This window comes from Pseudomonas sp. JL23, assembly GCF_056933585.1.
The window spans coordinates 1,112,333-1,127,469 of the sequence record NZ_CM167795.1 but is presented as its reverse complement, the minus strand read 5'-3'; the positions used below and the strand labels follow the sequence as shown (position 1 = coordinate 1,127,469).

The window sequence follows — 15,137 nt, the reverse complement described above, 5'->3', positions numbered from 1 at the left end:
AAAGTTGCTTCTTTTTTGAAGAGAAGCACAGACCTAAAAGGCTGAAATTAAAAAATGACCAACGGCAGCCTCACACTATAACCATTGGAAGCAACAATAAAATTTTTTATCGCCAAATTACAACCAATTGAAAAATATACACTTTTTAAAAAATTAAAAATTATATCCCCACCGAAACTGGACAATCAAAAAAACAAGAACAACTATTTACCTCATCCTCACGAAGAGCGAAAAAACATGACCATCCGAATAATTACTGGCAAAGGGCCTACAACTAACAATATTGCTATTACTTACGGAAAGGTGAGTTATTTTGCCTGCATACTGTTATGAACACAGACACCCAGAACGCACTGCAACCCGCCGTCGCCACCCCATCCCTGCCCAAAGGCGGCGGCGCCATCCAAAGCATCGGCAAAGGCTGGGGCGCGGTGGGCAGCAGCGGCGCGGCATCGCTGGAGATCGCCCTGCCCATCAGCCCCGGACGCGGCTATAGCCCGGCCCTGGCGCTTGTTTATCAAAGCACCACGGGCAACGGCCTGTTCGGCCTGGGCTGGAACCTGAACATGGGTTGCGTGGCACGGCGCGCCAGCAAAGGCGTGCCGCTCTACAACGACGACGATGTGATCCTCGGCCCCAGTGGCGAGGTCTGGCTGCCTGACCGCAAAGACAACGGCACCATCAACGCCCGCCCATTGACGGGAGGCGACGGGCAGTCCTATGAGGTGATTCGCTACTTCGCCCGCGTCGAAGGTGCTTTCGACCTGATCGAGCACTGGCGCACAAACACAATCGACCCCGGCTTCTGGCTGATCCATGGCGCTGATGGCAGCGTGCATTTCTACGGCAAAAAAGCCTCGTCGCGCAGCACCGACCCGGCCGATTCCAACCGGGTCGCCGAGTGGCTGCTGGAAGAGAGCATGAACCCCGTCGGCGAGCACATTCTGTACGAGTACAAGGGCGAGGATGAGGTGGGATTACCGCCGGATCATCCCCGGGACTTCATCGCCCAGTGCTATCTGTGGCGGGTGCGTTACGGCAATTTCCAGGCTCACCCCGAGTTGTATCTATGGGACGAGGCATCGCTGCAAGAGCTGAATTGGCACTTCGATCTGCTGTTCGATTACGGCGAGCGCGACACCGGCATGACGGCCAAACCCACCTACGCAGAGGCGCAGGAATGGCCGGTACGCAGCGATCCCCATTCGAGCTTTGCCTACGGGTTCGAGCTGGGCAATCTGCGGCTATGCCGACAAGTGCTGATGTTTCATCACTTCCCCGATGAGCTGCTGACTTCCCCGCTGCTGACCCAACGCCTGCTGCTGGAGTACAAGGAAACGGACCTTAAATACAACCTGATCGCCGCCGCCCACGCCCAGGCCTGGGACGGGACGAGCGCAAAGTTGATCGAGCGACGCCCCGCCCTGGCGCTTGAATACAGCGAGTTCGATAGCGACAACGACGTCTATACCCCCCTTGAGTCTCTGGCGGGGCTCAATGACGGTCAGCAATACCAGATGGTCGATCTCTACGGCGACGGCCTGCCGGGTGTGCTCTACCGCGAAGACAAAGCCTGGCTTTACCGCGAACCCATACGCGCCGAATCGGGTGGTGCAGATGCCGTCGCCTATGGTCCCTGGCAAGCACTGCCGAGCATCCCGACCGCAGATTCACGCACGCCGGTACGACAGGCACTCAGCGATCTGACGGGCGAAGGCAAGCTCGACTGGATCGTCGCCCAGCCGGGCATGGCTGGTTTCTTCACCCTCAATCCTGACCGCACATGGTCCGGGTTCTCGCCATTTTCAGCATTTCCTCCCGAGTTCTTTCACCCGCAGGGGCAGATGGCCGATCTGGTCGGTGGCGGGTTGTCTGATCTGGCTTTGATCGGACCGCGCAGCGTGCGCCTGTATGCCAATCGTCGCGCCGAGGGTTTCGCCGCGCCTGTGGACGTAGCCCATGACGATGACCGCCTGCCCTTGCTCAGCGACAGCGCCACCGAACTGGTGGCCTTCAGTGATCTGTTGGGCACGGGGCAGCAGCACTTGATCCGTATCCGTCACAACGAAATCCGCTTCTGGCCCAATCTGGGTCGGGGCCGATTCGGCAAGGGCCAGTTATTTGCCAGCCTGCCGTTCAGCTACGAGGAATTTGACGCAGGGCGGGTAAGGCTGGCCGATATGGATGGCTCCGGCGCCGCTGATTTGCTCTATCTGCAAACGGAGCAGATCCGTATTTTCATGAATGAAGGCGGCAATGGCCTGGCAGCGGAATTCGCCCAGGCCTGGCCCCAAGGCGTGCGCTATGACCGCTTTTGTCAGGTCAGCGTCGCCGACTTGCAGGGCCTGGGGTTTTCCAGTCTGATCCTGACCGTGCCGCACATGTCGCCCCGCCACTGGTGCCTGCACTATGCCGCCAATCAGACGGGCGCACTGCAAAAGCCCTATCTGCTCAAGAAGACCGACAATCACATGGGCGCCAGAGGCGAGGTGATTTATCGCAGCTCAGCGCAAGAGTGGCTGGACGAAAAACAGGCCTTGCGCAGCGCAGGCAAAAACGCAGTGTCGCAGCTGCCGTTCCCGGTCCATGTAGTGGTCAAACAGACCCAACTGGATGCGGTCACCGGCACCACGCTGAACCAACTCTTCAAATACCGGCAGGGCTTCTATGACCCAAGGGAACGGGAGTTCCGCGGTTTCGGGCTGGTCCTGCAAACCGACAGCGAAAGTTCCTACCCCGCGCAGGAGGGTTTCACCGCCCCGGTGCTGAGCAAAACCTGGTTTCACACCGGGCGCTACCCCCAACGATCCGGCGATGATTACGACAACCGCGACCCGCAAGCCCTGCCACTGGGCGCACATCTGTTATCGCACTACGACCCAAGTACCGAGACCGAGCACCTGATAGAAGACGCCGACGAGGCGACCCTGCACGAGATGGCCCGCGCCCTGAGCGGCATGCATCTGCGCACGGAGGTCTTTGGCCTGGACGACGATCAACAGCCGGACGTGCTGTATTCGGTACAGACCAGCCGCTACCTGGTTCGTCAGTTGCGTCCGCTCAATCCTTATCAGCCTTATGCCTTGATGCTGCCGCTGCTTGTGGAGTCCATCGCCCGTCGCTACGAAGCCGAGCAGCTCGACGACCCCATGTGCGACCACAGCCTGAGCCTGGCCTGGGATCGCTATGGCAACCTCACCCACGGTGTCGTCGTCAATTACGCACGGCGTAAAAAACCCGGCGACACGCCGCCCTTTGCCGATGAGCATCAGCAACGCTGGTGGCGCGACGCCCACGACCCGGCGCAGCAGAACTTCTACCTGAACGAGAGCCGCGCCACGGCCATCCATCTCGACTCGCGGGACACTTGGCGCCTTGGCCTGCCCTATCGCATGCGCAGCAATGCCATGGTGATTGCCGCGACCGCGCTGACACCGGCGCAGATCAACTACGAACAGTTCGTTGCCCCCGACGGCCCCCTCGCCGCAATGCCCCGCACACTCACCGGTTTGTCGGTGCAGCGTTATATGTACAGCGGCGACGGCGAAGCGACCTTTCAGGCGTTGCCGGATGCCAGTGAAAGCGCAGAACTCGATGACACCGCCCTCAGCGCTTACGAACGGGTCATGGATGCCGCGCAATTGGCCGTCAGACTGACCGAGTTGGGCTATGAGCAAATGTCGAGTTTTCTGCCTGACGACGAGCTGAATCTGTGGTCGGTGAAACGCGGCTTCGCCACTTATGCCGGGCCCGGGCAGTTCTATCGCATCGAGACTTTCAGGCCCACACGCAGCCATGGTTGGACCACGGTCGAGTACGACCCTTACAACCTGTTCGCGATCAGCGTCACCGACCCGGTGGGCTGCACCACCACTGCGACTTATGACTACCGCGTCCTGCAACCGCGGCAGATTGTCGATCCCAATCAAAATACCCAGGAGGCGGACTACGACGCCTTCGGCAGACTCTGGGCGACCAGTTTCTATGGCACCGAGGCGGGTCAGGAGGTCGGCTTTGCACCGCTTAATCCGGCATCCCGCCACTGGGGCGGCACCGCTACGGCGGTCAAGGCCTCTGAGCTCTGCCTGGGAGATCGAGCCAGCGTCTGTTACTACGATGCCAACCTCACCTATGAGCCTGGCACCATTCCTTATGCCGCCGCGGTACTTCTGGCAGACCGTTACCCCGGCGATCCGGAGAAACAGATCCGTATCAGCCTGGTATCAGTGGATGGTTTTGGCCGCACGCTGCAAACCCGTCAATTGGTCGAGGATGGCGACGCCTATGCGGTCGATCAGTCCGGCAATATCGAACTGGAAGCCGGCGAACCGAAAATCGTCCATGCCTCACCGCGTTGGCGCGTCAGTGAACGGGTGGAATACAACAACAAAGGCCTCGTTGTGCGGGTGTATCGCCCGTATTTCGCCAACAACCATGTCTACGTAAAAGACCAGTCCCTGCGTGCGCATGGCTATTTCGACCGGCAGTTCTACGACCCCCTCGGCCGCCCAACCATCACCCTCACCGCCAAGGGCTGGATGCGCCGCCAGACCTACCGGACCTGGTACAGCATCAGCGAAGATGAAAACGACACGGCAGAAGAAATGGAGGAACAGAGAGCAAGCAGGAACAACCCATGAATCACGCGCTGCATGCTCACACCCCTGATATCCGCGCCGTTGATGGGCGCGGATTGACCCTCAGTGAGGTCGCCTATCGCAGAACCCTGAACCAAGACGAGCCTGTCCCCCTGCCGACAACAATGACCTGGAACGCCGCTGCGCAGCTGACAGCACAACAAGATCCGCGTCTGCCCCATGCCAACCTGAGCACGCGGTACGGCCTTTCAGGCCAGGTATTGCTGACCGACAGCGTCGATGCCGGTTGGCACCTGACGCTGTTGGGCGAAGCCGGTCAGCTTGTCGAGCAATGGGACGGTCGTGGCAGCCATCGGCAAACCGAGTACGACGAGTTGCTCCGACCCGTAGCCATACGTGAATCCGTTGGAGCGAGGCTTGCCCGCGAATCGATCTCACCGACAAGCAATCCACTGACTGTCGAGCGCTTCACCTACGGCGGCCCGGATGCAGCTGAACACAACCAATGCAACCAACTGACCCGCCACGACGATCCCGCAGGCACCCTGCGTTGGCCGGATTACAGCCTGTTGGGTTCACCGGTTAGCGAAATTAGGCGCTTCCTGATTGATCCGGATATGCCGGACTGGCCGCTGCCTGAACCGGGACGCGATGAATTATTGGAGGCCGTTGAATATGCCTCGGCTTGGTCATTCAATGCCTTAGGCGAAACCCTCGAACAGATTGATGCCATGGGCAATAGCCAACGGTTTGCGCAGACCGTAGCGGGTCAGTTGAAATCGGTTTCCGTCACCCTGGCCGATAGCGCGCAGGCCGACATATTGGTCAGCGAGATTCACTACAACGCCTTTGATCAGGTTGAGCAGGAAACCGCAGGCAACGGCGTCGTCAGCCGTTCAACTTATGATCCGCAGAGTGGCCGACTGATCGAACTTAATGCCGGACTTGCCAATGCGGAGCCTTTGCAACAGCTGAAATACAACTACGACCCGGTTGGCAATATCCTGCAAATCGAAGATGCCGCACAACCCGTGCATTTCTTCGCCAACCAACGCATAGAACCCATCAACCATTATCGCTACGACACCCTCTACCAAGTGATCGAAGCCACCGGCCGCGAAGTCAAAACCGACAGCAGCCATGGCCCGGCCCTGCCCGATCTGCAAAACCTGCCGCCCGATCCCAATCAAATCGCCAATTACACGCAAAGCTACGACTACGACGCAGGCGGCAATCTGCTGCAGATGCGCCATGTCGGCGCACAAAGTTTTACCCGCACCATGCTCGTCGCCCCGGACAGCAATCGCAGCCTGCCCGAGGGGGAAGTCGAGGTTGATTTTGAAAAGGGCTTCGACGCCAACGGCAATCTTCAACAGTTGGTTCGAGGGCAGGATTTGCGTTGGGATGTGCGCAATCAACTGCGGGAAGTCACAACCGTCAAACGCGATGACGGGCCTGACGATAGTGAGTGCTATATCTACGACGGTGGCGGTCAGCGTTGTCGCAAGATCCGCAGCGCGCAAAGCCGTAATCGCACGCTGATCGAGGAAGTCCGTTATCTGCCGGGGCTGGAAATTCGTACCGGTGCCGATGGCGAAATCTTGCACGTCATTAGCGTCAGTGCCGGGCGTAATAGCGTGCGGGTGTTGCATTGGCAAGCGAAGACACCGCCGGGGATCGCCAACGATCAACTACGCTACAACCTTAATGATCATCTTGGCTCAAGCACCCTGGAACTTGACCATCAGGGCGGCTTGATCAATCAGGAAAGTTATTATCCGTTCGGCGGCACGGCCTGGTGGGCGGGTAGCAATGAGGTTGAGGCGAAATACAAAACGATTCGGTATTCGGGCAAAGAACGGGATGCCAGCGGGCTTTATTATTACGGGTTGAGGTATTACGCACCTTGGTTGCAGCGATGGATAAATCCGGATCCTGCGGGGGAAGTGGATGGATTGAATATATTTATATTTGTGCACAACAGGCCTGTCAGCCTGTATGACGATCAGGGAGCAATCACTACTCATTTTGATAGTAAAGGACGTAAATATTATAAGGATGAAGATTTGATGAGCCACCTGAAAAAATTCAAGATTGGGCACACAGATCAATTCGACGTAATAGAAAAGAAATATACCCATGCCATATGGAGCCTTACATTATAACATCAGAATACAAACACCCCGAATACAAAAAAGCTGATTATTTCGACAATAAATTCACGTCATCAAAATGGACATTCAGACAAAACTTCAAATATATACGAGAAGACCCCATTGTACACGCCGACCCAATCGCTGTGGCACAATACCTTAAGGTCTCCGCAAATGACTTCGAAGGTGCATTGCCCTCCACCATTAAAAGAAGCCTCATTACAAATGAGGCCACCAGAAACATTGTCAGCCAATATAAAAACTCCCCGGAAGAACTAAAGGATAAATTCCTTACCCTGACACCGAATGGCAAAAGCACCCAACGAATTTTAGACACCTTCCAATTACGCCCCTTAGCAGTGAGGGCTGTTTACTCAGGGTCAGAGGATTTGGATATCTATATTGATGTAGAACCTATAGCACTCACCGCTACCGACACCCCAACCGCCCCTGACACAGTCCTGCCTGTGAAAACCGCAGACTCCAGGTTTTCCGTGACACCTGTCATTCCCCAACCTCCGACTTCAAGATTCCGCGTAACACCTGTCAACCCAAGCACGTCTCAATCGAGGTTTACAGTCACACCGGCCGTACTCAAGCCAACATCACCTCAGTCACAACGAAGAAACGCCATTTGATGCATGAATCTATCCATGCGACCTAAGCACACTCAACTCCGCCACCGGCCGCCTTTGCCCCAAATACCGCATGCAACTCACCCGCAAAAACGAGGCAAAATTCACGACCTCGCCGCGATAATCCATGACTTCTTCGTACAACTTGCTGATCAGTTGATTGGTGCTCATGCCGTCGTGCTCGGCTATCTCAGCGAGTACGTCCCAGAACTGGTTTTCCAGACGCAGGGTCGTGACTACGCCGCAGATGCGCAATGAGCGCGAGCGGGACTCGTAGAGGATGGGGTCGGCTTTTACGTAGAGTTCGCACATCGCGATGGGCCTAGACTAAATGGTTGTGGAAGATTGCGTTCTAGCTTATATGGGACCGGCTTTAGCCATCTGCTCAAGAAAATCCAGTGACTATACCCATCCATTCCCGGCTAAAGCCGGTCCCACAGATGCCATTAAAATTCAAAAATAATGTCATGTGGATGATAGTCAGCGCGGTATCAAAGGCTGATTTCGGTCCCCAGCAACTTCAAGAAACCCGCCAGCCATGCCGGATGCGCAGGCCATGCCGGGGCAGTGACCAGATTGCCTTGAGTGTGAGCCGCCGTCACATCGATATCCATGAATGTGCCCCCCGCCAGTTTCACCTCCGGCGCACAGGCCGGGTAAGCGCTGCACTCGCGCCCTTCCAATACGCCAGCGGCCGCCAGCAGTTGCGCGCCGTGGCAGACGGCGGCGATGGGCTTACCGGCCTTGTCGAAAGCTCTTACCCACTCAAGGATGGTTTCATTCAAGCGCAGGTATTCCGGCGCACGTCCGCCGGGGATAAGCAGCGCGTCGTAGTCTTCGGGCTTGACCTTGGCGAAGTCGAAGTTGAGGGCGAAGTTATGCCCTGGCTTTTCGCTGTAGGTTTGATCGCCTTCGAAGTCATGAATCGCTGTGCGAACGGTCTGGCCAGCGGACTTGCCGGGGCAAACGCCGTGGACGGTGTGACCGACCATTTGCAGGGCCTGAAACGGCACCATGACTTCATAGTCTTCGACGTAATCACCGACCAGCATCAGAATTTTCTTGGCAGCCATCAGAAGTCTCCTTTCGGGTATGTGTGAAGTAAGTATCGGCTCACTGCGAAAGAGCTGGTAACAGCCTAGTACTACAACGGCGATTGGAATGAAATGCGGAAAATTCCCTGTGTGCGGCAGGCTTTCGACGCCCGGTCAAGTCGGCGAAATATTGCGACCTAGACTCAATGGATCTGACAGACAAAACGCCCGGGCCGATCAACATGCCCCTTCATAGCCACACGCCAGCGCTTGCAGCCATCGATCCTCGTCACCTGACAGTGCGCAACATTGCTTACTCACGCACGACTGAGCAGCAACCTGCTGAGCAACGCATCAGCCGCACGCTTTACGACGTTGCGGGCCGCTTGATAGCGCAGCAGGATCCGCGCCTGTCCGATCCGAACCTGACCACGACTTACAGCCTGGCCGCTGAGCCCCTGCTGACCGACAGCGTCGATGCCGGTTGGCGCCTGGCGCTGTTAGGCGAAGCGGGTCAGATGGTCGAGGCCTGGGACGGGCGTGGCAGCCATCGGCAAACCACATATGACGATCTACTACGCCCTATAACGATAAATGAAGAACCCGTGGGAGCGAGGCTTGCCCGCGAATCAATCTCACCGACAACCCATCCATTGACTGTTGAACGCTTCACTTACGGCGGCCCGGACGCGGCTCAACATAACCAGTGCAACCAACTGACCCGCCACGACGATCCCGCAGGCACCCTGCGTTGGCCGGATTACAGCCTGTTGGGTTCGCCGGTTAGCGAAATTAGGCGCTTCCTTATTGAGCCGGCCACGCCTCATTGGCCTCTGCCTGAACCGGAACGCGACGAGCTTTTGGAACCCACCGAATATGCCTCGGCCTGGTCATTCAACGCATTGGGCGAAACCCTCGAACAGACTGATGCCATGGGCAATAGCCAACGGTTTGCGCAGACCGTTGCCGGGCAGTTGAAATCGGTGGCGCTCACCCCGGCCGGAAACGCGCAGACCGACACATTGGTTAGCGATATCCGCTACAACGCCTTCGATCAGGTAGAGCAGGAAAGTGCAGGCAACGGTGTTATCAGCCACTACCAATACGACTCACGCGATGGTCGACTGGGCTCATTGAAGGCGGTGCTCGCCAACCAATCGCCCTTGCAAGAGCTGCATTACAACTACGACCCCGTCGGCAATATCCTGCAAATCGAAGACGCCGCGCAGCCCATACATTTCTTCGCCAACCAACGTATCGAGCCCATCAGCCGCTATCGCTACGACACCCTCTATCAACTCATCGAAGCCACCGGCCGTGAAGTCAAAACCGGCAGTAGCCATGGCCCGGCCCTGCCCGATCGGCAAAACCTGCCGCCCGATTCCAATCAAATCGCCAACTACGCCCAAAGCTACGACTACGACGCAGGGGGCAATCTGCTGCAAATGCGCCACGTTGGCGCGCAAACTTTTACCCGCTCCATGCTTGTCGCCCCGGACAGCAATCGCAGCCTGCCCGAGGGTGAAGTAGACATCGACTTTGAAACGGGCTTCGACGCCAACGGCAATCTTCAACAACTGATACGCGGGCAGGATCTGCGTTGGGATGTGCGCAATCAACTGCGTGAAGTGACGGCCGTCAAACGCGATGACGGGCCGGACGATATTGAGCGCTATCTCTACGACGGCGGTGGTCAGCGTTGTCGCAAGATCCGCAGTGCGCAAAGCCGTAATCGCACGCTGATCGAGGAAGTGCGTTATCTACCGGGGCTGGAAATTCGTAGCGGTGCCGATGGCGAAATCTTGCACGTCATTAGCGTCAGTGCCGGGCGTAATAGCGTGCGGGTGTTGCATTGGCAAGCGAAGACACCGCCGGGGATCGCCAACGATCAACTACGCTACAGCCTTAATGATCATCTCGGCTCAAGCACTCTGGAACTTGATCATCAAGGCGGCTTGATCAGTCAGGAAAGTTATTACCCCTTCGGCGGCACAGCATGGTGGGCGGCGCAGAATGCTACCGAAGCCAAGTACAAAACGATTCGGTATTCGGGCAAGGAGCGCGATGCCAGTGGGCTGTGTTATTACGGGTTCAGGTATTACGCGCCGTGGTTGCAGCGGTGGATAAATCCGGATCCGGCGGGGAACGCTCATGGATTGAATTTGTTTTGTTTTACGGCCAATGCTCCCATTCATCATATTGATAAAGATGGTCGATTCTACGAAGGACTTCTGGATGCAATTGAGGTTGACCTGATTATCAGTGGCGGCAATATCTCGGCACGAGGACTCAATGAATTTACTCCTCAGGATAGAAGCACGATTCAATCCAGGTTGGTGGAAACCGAGTCCTTCCTGCAGGGTGCGCTAGACATGGTCCAGCACTATCCGCAAGAGAGTGCTGCCACGATGCGTAACTATTTTGGTATTGAGCACAGATATGTGACAGCTAATGTTACTACATCGTGGGGAAAAATCAGAGATACAGTTAACATTTATCAAGGGCCAATTGGTGAAAGCAGATTTGTGGGCTACTCAAATCTTCCTGGCTCTGCCTTTGTCAACAAAGGAGATCTATTGGGGCGCATATTTATAAACACAGACGACCTCTACAAACCCCACTTACCCAGAACAATTATAGCGCACGAATTTTCACACTTTCACCGAATAAAGAAAATAGCCACTTCCGGCCCAAAAACTCTGGACTTTTTTTATTTAATCCCAGAAGACTATCCCGTTATGACCAAGGGATACATGCCGCCGCCCTACGGATGCCGTTTCCGACATATATCGGAACTAATAACAAGTGGACACCTTAACTACGCACCCGGATTCAGCGCCTCTAATATCCCCGCCTTCATTGGCAGGGTCAACGAGCTCTATCATGGGCAGCACGCTATAGTTGACCTGCCAACAGCCATGCAAACCTTCAACAGCAACCCACATATTATCGCGACCATGGCATCCGAAAACGCCGACAGTTTGGTACATGCAGCATATGACCTGAATCTTCAATATCGATCCCTACTTTCACAGCCAAAATCGAGGCGTGTTGGCCAGGCCCGGAGTTAGCCTCGGATCTGATGCTTTCGCGGGTAAATCCGGCCCCTTATCAAACACGACCTAACCAAGTGAATTAATATGATTTTCGTGGGACTGGCTTTAGCCGGGAAGACGGTATGGCAGACGATAAACCTATATCAATCCTGCCTACGCCTTCCCGGCTAAAGCCGGTCCCACATTGGTCTGCGGTCATCCGCTGGAACGTATTCGCAGGACACATCCCTTTCTATTTGAAGGAAATTTCTGAGAAAATCCCGACCTATTGCGCCTCGCCACTCAGGTCTCTAGGCTGCGCCGTTCGCTGCACAATCAGCGATCAGGTTTGGTAGACCTGAGTGAACTATGGCGTGATGCGTCACCTATGGTGGCCGTACGCTCGGCGTCTTCGGACGCACCGGCTTTGCCAGTTCACCCGGTCTACCAACTTGCGTACGGCCGCCACCCTCATCGTTTGGTAGCGATGCGCAGGCGGCTAATCACTACTGAACTGGAAGTAAAAATATGACCGATACCCCCCTCTTCACCATCCACCCCGACGTCACTCAGGAACAGGCCCTCAGCTATGCCTCGGACTTGGTGCGCTGCCTGATCACCCTCACCCACGAATCCTGCGACAGTGACCTGCAAACCAGTCGCGCGCTGAACTGTTCGGCACTGCATCTGGCGACCATGACCAAAGCCTTCGTCGATCATTCGGTGGAGCGCCGCTAAGCGGTCAGTCAGTTGCGCCGGTCGAGCAGGTTGACCACCAATCGGTCGATCCAGCCCCACAGGCGCTGTTTGACCCGGCTCCACAGGGGCCGGGCTTTCCAGGCGTCGAGGGTGATTTCCCGGCTGACAGCGAAGTCCTTCTCGAAGCTGGCAACCACGTCCCGGGTCAGGGCCGGGTCGAGGGCTTCGAGGTTGGCTTCCAGATTGAAGCGCAGGTTCCAGTGATCGAAGTTGCACGAGCCGATGCTGACCCAATCGTCGATCAGGACCATTTTCAGATGCAGGAAGCACGGCTGGTATTCGAAGATTTTTACCCCCGCACGCAGCAAGCGCGGGTAGTAGCGATGCCCGGCGTAACGTACCGAGGGGTGATCGGTGCGCGGCCCGGTCAGCAGCAGGCGCACGTCGATACCCCGTGACGCAGCCCGGCGCAGGGCGCGACGGACTTTCCAGGTCGGCAGGAAATACGGCGTCGCCAGCCAGATGCGCTGTTTGCCACTGTTCAGGGCCCGGACCAGGGATTGCAGAATATCGCGATGCTGCCGCGCATCGGCATAGGCCACGCGGCCTTGGCCTGTGCCGGCCGTCGGCGGTCTGGGCAGGCGCGGCAAGCCGAAGTTTTCATTGGGGCGCCAGGCCGTGCGGCGTGGGTTGGCGTGGAACTGGCGGTCGAACAGCGCCTGCCAGTCGATCACCAAAGGCCCGGTGATTTCCACCATGACCTCATGCCATTCGCTGACCGGCTCGCCCGGCGTCCAGAATTCGTCGGTGACCCCGGTGCCGCCGACCACGGCCAGGCGCTTGTCGACCAACAGCAGCTTGCGATGGTCGCGGTAGAAGTTGCGGATGCCCCGGCGCCAGTGGATGGCGTTATAGAAACGCAGGATCACCCCGGCATCGGCCAGGCGTCTGCGCAAACGCAGGGTAAAGGCCTGGGCGCCGAAATCATCGAACAGGCAGCGCACGATCACGCCCCTCTGCGCGGCATCGACCAAGGCCCGTACCATCGCCTCGGCACAGGCCCCGGCCTCGACCAGATACAACTCCAGTTCAACCTGCTGCTGCGCCGCGTCAATGGCCGCGATCATGCGCGGAAAGAACGCCGGGCCGTCGACCAACAGTTGGAACTGGTTGTCACTGCGCCACGGAAAAATCGCTGCGCCCATGTCAGCGCGTCACGCAAAGCAGAGAGGTCGGGTACATGCAAACTCCAGAGGGGGGCCAGGGCGAGGTACCTTAGCTGTGCGTCTGACCGCTGGCAAACGCTTGGGTTCGCGCGCATCCCGCTTTTGTGGGACCGGCTCCAGCCGGGAAGACGTGGGTACAGTCGATACATTTCATTGGGCAGAATGACGCCTTCCCGGCTAAAGCCGGTCCCACCATTGCCCTCGGCTCACCTACAACGCATCCGGCTCCAGCACACAGCCCTGCCGCGGCCCGCGCCATACGGCCATGGCGCTTTCGCCCATACCCTCGGCGCTGACGCTTTTGGTCTCGGGCTCATCGATCAGGCTGGCGGGCACGTACTGCTTCACGTAGCCCTGGCAGTACTCAGCCGGGTTGCCCATCACGTAGCGGCACGAACAGTACTCCTTGGCGGTGTAGGCGCTGATGATGTGGGGGAAGGCATTGAGCGCCAGGCGGTTGTGCCACAGCAGCGCAGCGAGGGCCAGCACCAGCAGCATCAACAGGCTGACAACGGGGCGGCGTACGACAAAAGCACGTTGATCGCTCATGGTCGCGCGCCCCCAGGGAAAGCCGCCAGTGCCAGTTGCAGCAGGCGGTCGTGGGCGAAGCTGGCGTCGCGGTCATCGCCGTAGCGCACGATCACCAACCCGGCGCTGGGGATCACGTACAGCGCCTGACCCCAATGGCCCAGCGCAGCGAAGGTGTCGGCGGGCGCCGAAGGCCAGGGGCCGCGCGAGCCGTCCTGGGATTTGTTGAGCCACCACTGGCCGCCGGGGATTTCTTCGGCGGACTTGATCTCGCGCCCGGCAAAGGGCGTGAGGTTGAAATAGATCCAGCTCTTGGGCACCAACTGGCGCCCCTGCCACTGCCCGGTGCGCTGCATCAGCAGACCGATGCGGGCAAGGTCACGGGCGGTCATATAGGCGTAGGACGAGCCGACAAACGTACCGCTGGCGTCGCGCTCCCACACGGCACTGCGGATGCCCAGGGGTTCGAACAGCGCAGTCCAGGGGTAATCGCCGTAGGCCTGTTCGCCCACCATTTTTTTCAGCGAAGCCGCGAGCAGATTGCTGTCGCCGCTGGAATAGCGGAACACCGTGCCCGGTTTGGCGAATACGCCATGGCCTGCGGTGAAGCGCGCCATGTCGTCGTGGCCGCGGGTGTAGAGCATGGCTACTACCGAGGAGTTCAGCGGCGCGTATTCATAGTCTTCCTGCCAGTCCAGGCCCGAGGCCCAGTGCATCAGGTCTTCGAAGCGGATATCGGCGTGACTGGCCATGGGCGGGTAGAACTTCGCCACTGAATCGAGCAGCTCAAAGCGCTTCTCGCCAAAGGCTACGCCCAGCACCGTGGCCATGATGCTTTTGCTGATGGACCAGGTCAGGTGCGGGGTCTGGGCGGTGGTGGGGGCGGCGTAGTGCTCGTAGATGATCTGGCCGTCGCGAATCACCAATAACGCATCGCTGCGGATGCCCTTGCGGCTGTTGTCGTCGCGCGGCGGGAAGGCGTAGTCCTCGAGCGCCTTGATGGCGGGGGTGGCAGCGACTGGCGCGCTGGCCCAGTCGGTGCCGGGCCAGGTGTCGGCGGCGAAGGTCGCAGCGGCGCTGATGCCGATGGAGCAGGCCAGGCAAAAACGGAGCAAGCGATCACGCATGTAGCCACCTCTTATCGAACACGCATAACCAGCTGATTAATTATTTTTTGGTGGGAGCGAATTCATTCGCGAAAGCGGTATTCCAGGCGACGAATGTCTATT

Annotated in this window: 9 protein-coding genes; 4 read left to right on the top strand and 5 right to left on the bottom strand. The window is 57.7% G+C overall.

The genetic code is table 11. The features are described from left to right. Positions 1-329: 329 nt before the first annotated feature. Positions 330-4,640 (top strand): SpvB/TcaC N-terminal domain-containing protein, encoded by a 4,311-nt coding sequence (locus AC1Z24_RS05405; RefSeq protein WP_483744831.1) that lies wholly within the window; start codon positions 330-332, stop codon positions 4,638-4,640. Continuing rightward, a complete protein-coding gene (locus tag AC1Z24_RS05400; RefSeq protein ID WP_483744830.1) occupies positions 4,637-6,763 on the top strand; it encodes an RHS repeat domain-containing protein in 2,127 nt (708 codons plus the stop codon). Before AC1Z24_RS05405 ends, AC1Z24_RS05400 begins: the two co-directional genes overlap by 4 nt. A 635-nt stretch (positions 6,764-7,398) precedes the next feature. Here the strand turns inward: AC1Z24_RS05400 and AC1Z24_RS05395 are convergent. Both AC1Z24_RS05395 and AC1Z24_RS05390 read right to left on the bottom strand, forming a co-directional pair. Then, the gene (locus tag AC1Z24_RS05395) at positions 7,399-7,698 is read right to left on the bottom strand and encodes a ribbon-helix-helix domain-containing protein (RefSeq protein WP_483744829.1); all 300 of its coding nucleotides are present in this window, start codon (positions 7,696-7,698) and stop codon (positions 7,399-7,401) included. A gap of 179 nt (positions 7,699-7,877) precedes the next feature. Then, a complete protein-coding gene (locus tag AC1Z24_RS05390; RefSeq protein WP_483746531.1) occupies positions 7,878-8,462 on the bottom strand; it encodes a DJ-1/PfpI family protein in 585 nt (194 codons plus the stop codon). Positions 8,463-8,626: 164 nt separating this feature from the next. Between AC1Z24_RS05390 and AC1Z24_RS05385 the strand changes: the two genes are divergently transcribed. Further along, a complete protein-coding gene (locus AC1Z24_RS05385; protein ID WP_483744828.1) occupies positions 8,627-11,491 on the top strand; it encodes an RHS repeat domain-containing protein in 2,865 nt (954 codons plus the stop codon). A gap of 492 nt (positions 11,492-11,983) precedes the next feature. Beyond that, positions 11,984-12,193 (top strand): DUF3077 domain-containing protein, encoded by a 210-nt coding sequence (locus AC1Z24_RS05380; protein WP_483744827.1) that lies wholly within the window; start codon positions 11,984-11,986, stop codon positions 12,191-12,193. An 8-nt stretch (positions 12,194-12,201) separates the two neighbouring features. Here the strand turns inward: AC1Z24_RS05380 and AC1Z24_RS05375 are convergent, their stop codons facing one another. The 3 genes from AC1Z24_RS05375 to AC1Z24_RS05365 form a co-directional block, all read right to left on the bottom strand. Further along, positions 12,202-13,359: a phospholipase D-like domain-containing protein gene (locus AC1Z24_RS05375; protein ID WP_483744826.1), complete on the bottom strand. Its 1,158-nt coding sequence runs from the start codon at positions 13,357-13,359 to the stop codon at positions 12,202-12,204. Between the two features lie 231 nt (positions 13,360-13,590). Continuing rightward, positions 13,591-13,929, bottom strand: a complete 339-nt coding sequence (locus AC1Z24_RS05370) for an amidase (RefSeq protein ID WP_483744825.1) — start codon at positions 13,927-13,929, stop codon at positions 13,591-13,593. Next, positions 13,926-15,035: a serine hydrolase domain-containing protein gene (locus AC1Z24_RS05365; RefSeq protein ID WP_483744824.1), complete on the bottom strand. Its 1,110-nt coding sequence runs from the start codon at positions 15,033-15,035 to the stop codon at positions 13,926-13,928. The genes AC1Z24_RS05370 and AC1Z24_RS05365 overlap by 4 nt, the downstream gene beginning before the upstream one ends. Positions 15,036-15,137: the final 102 nt, after the last annotated feature.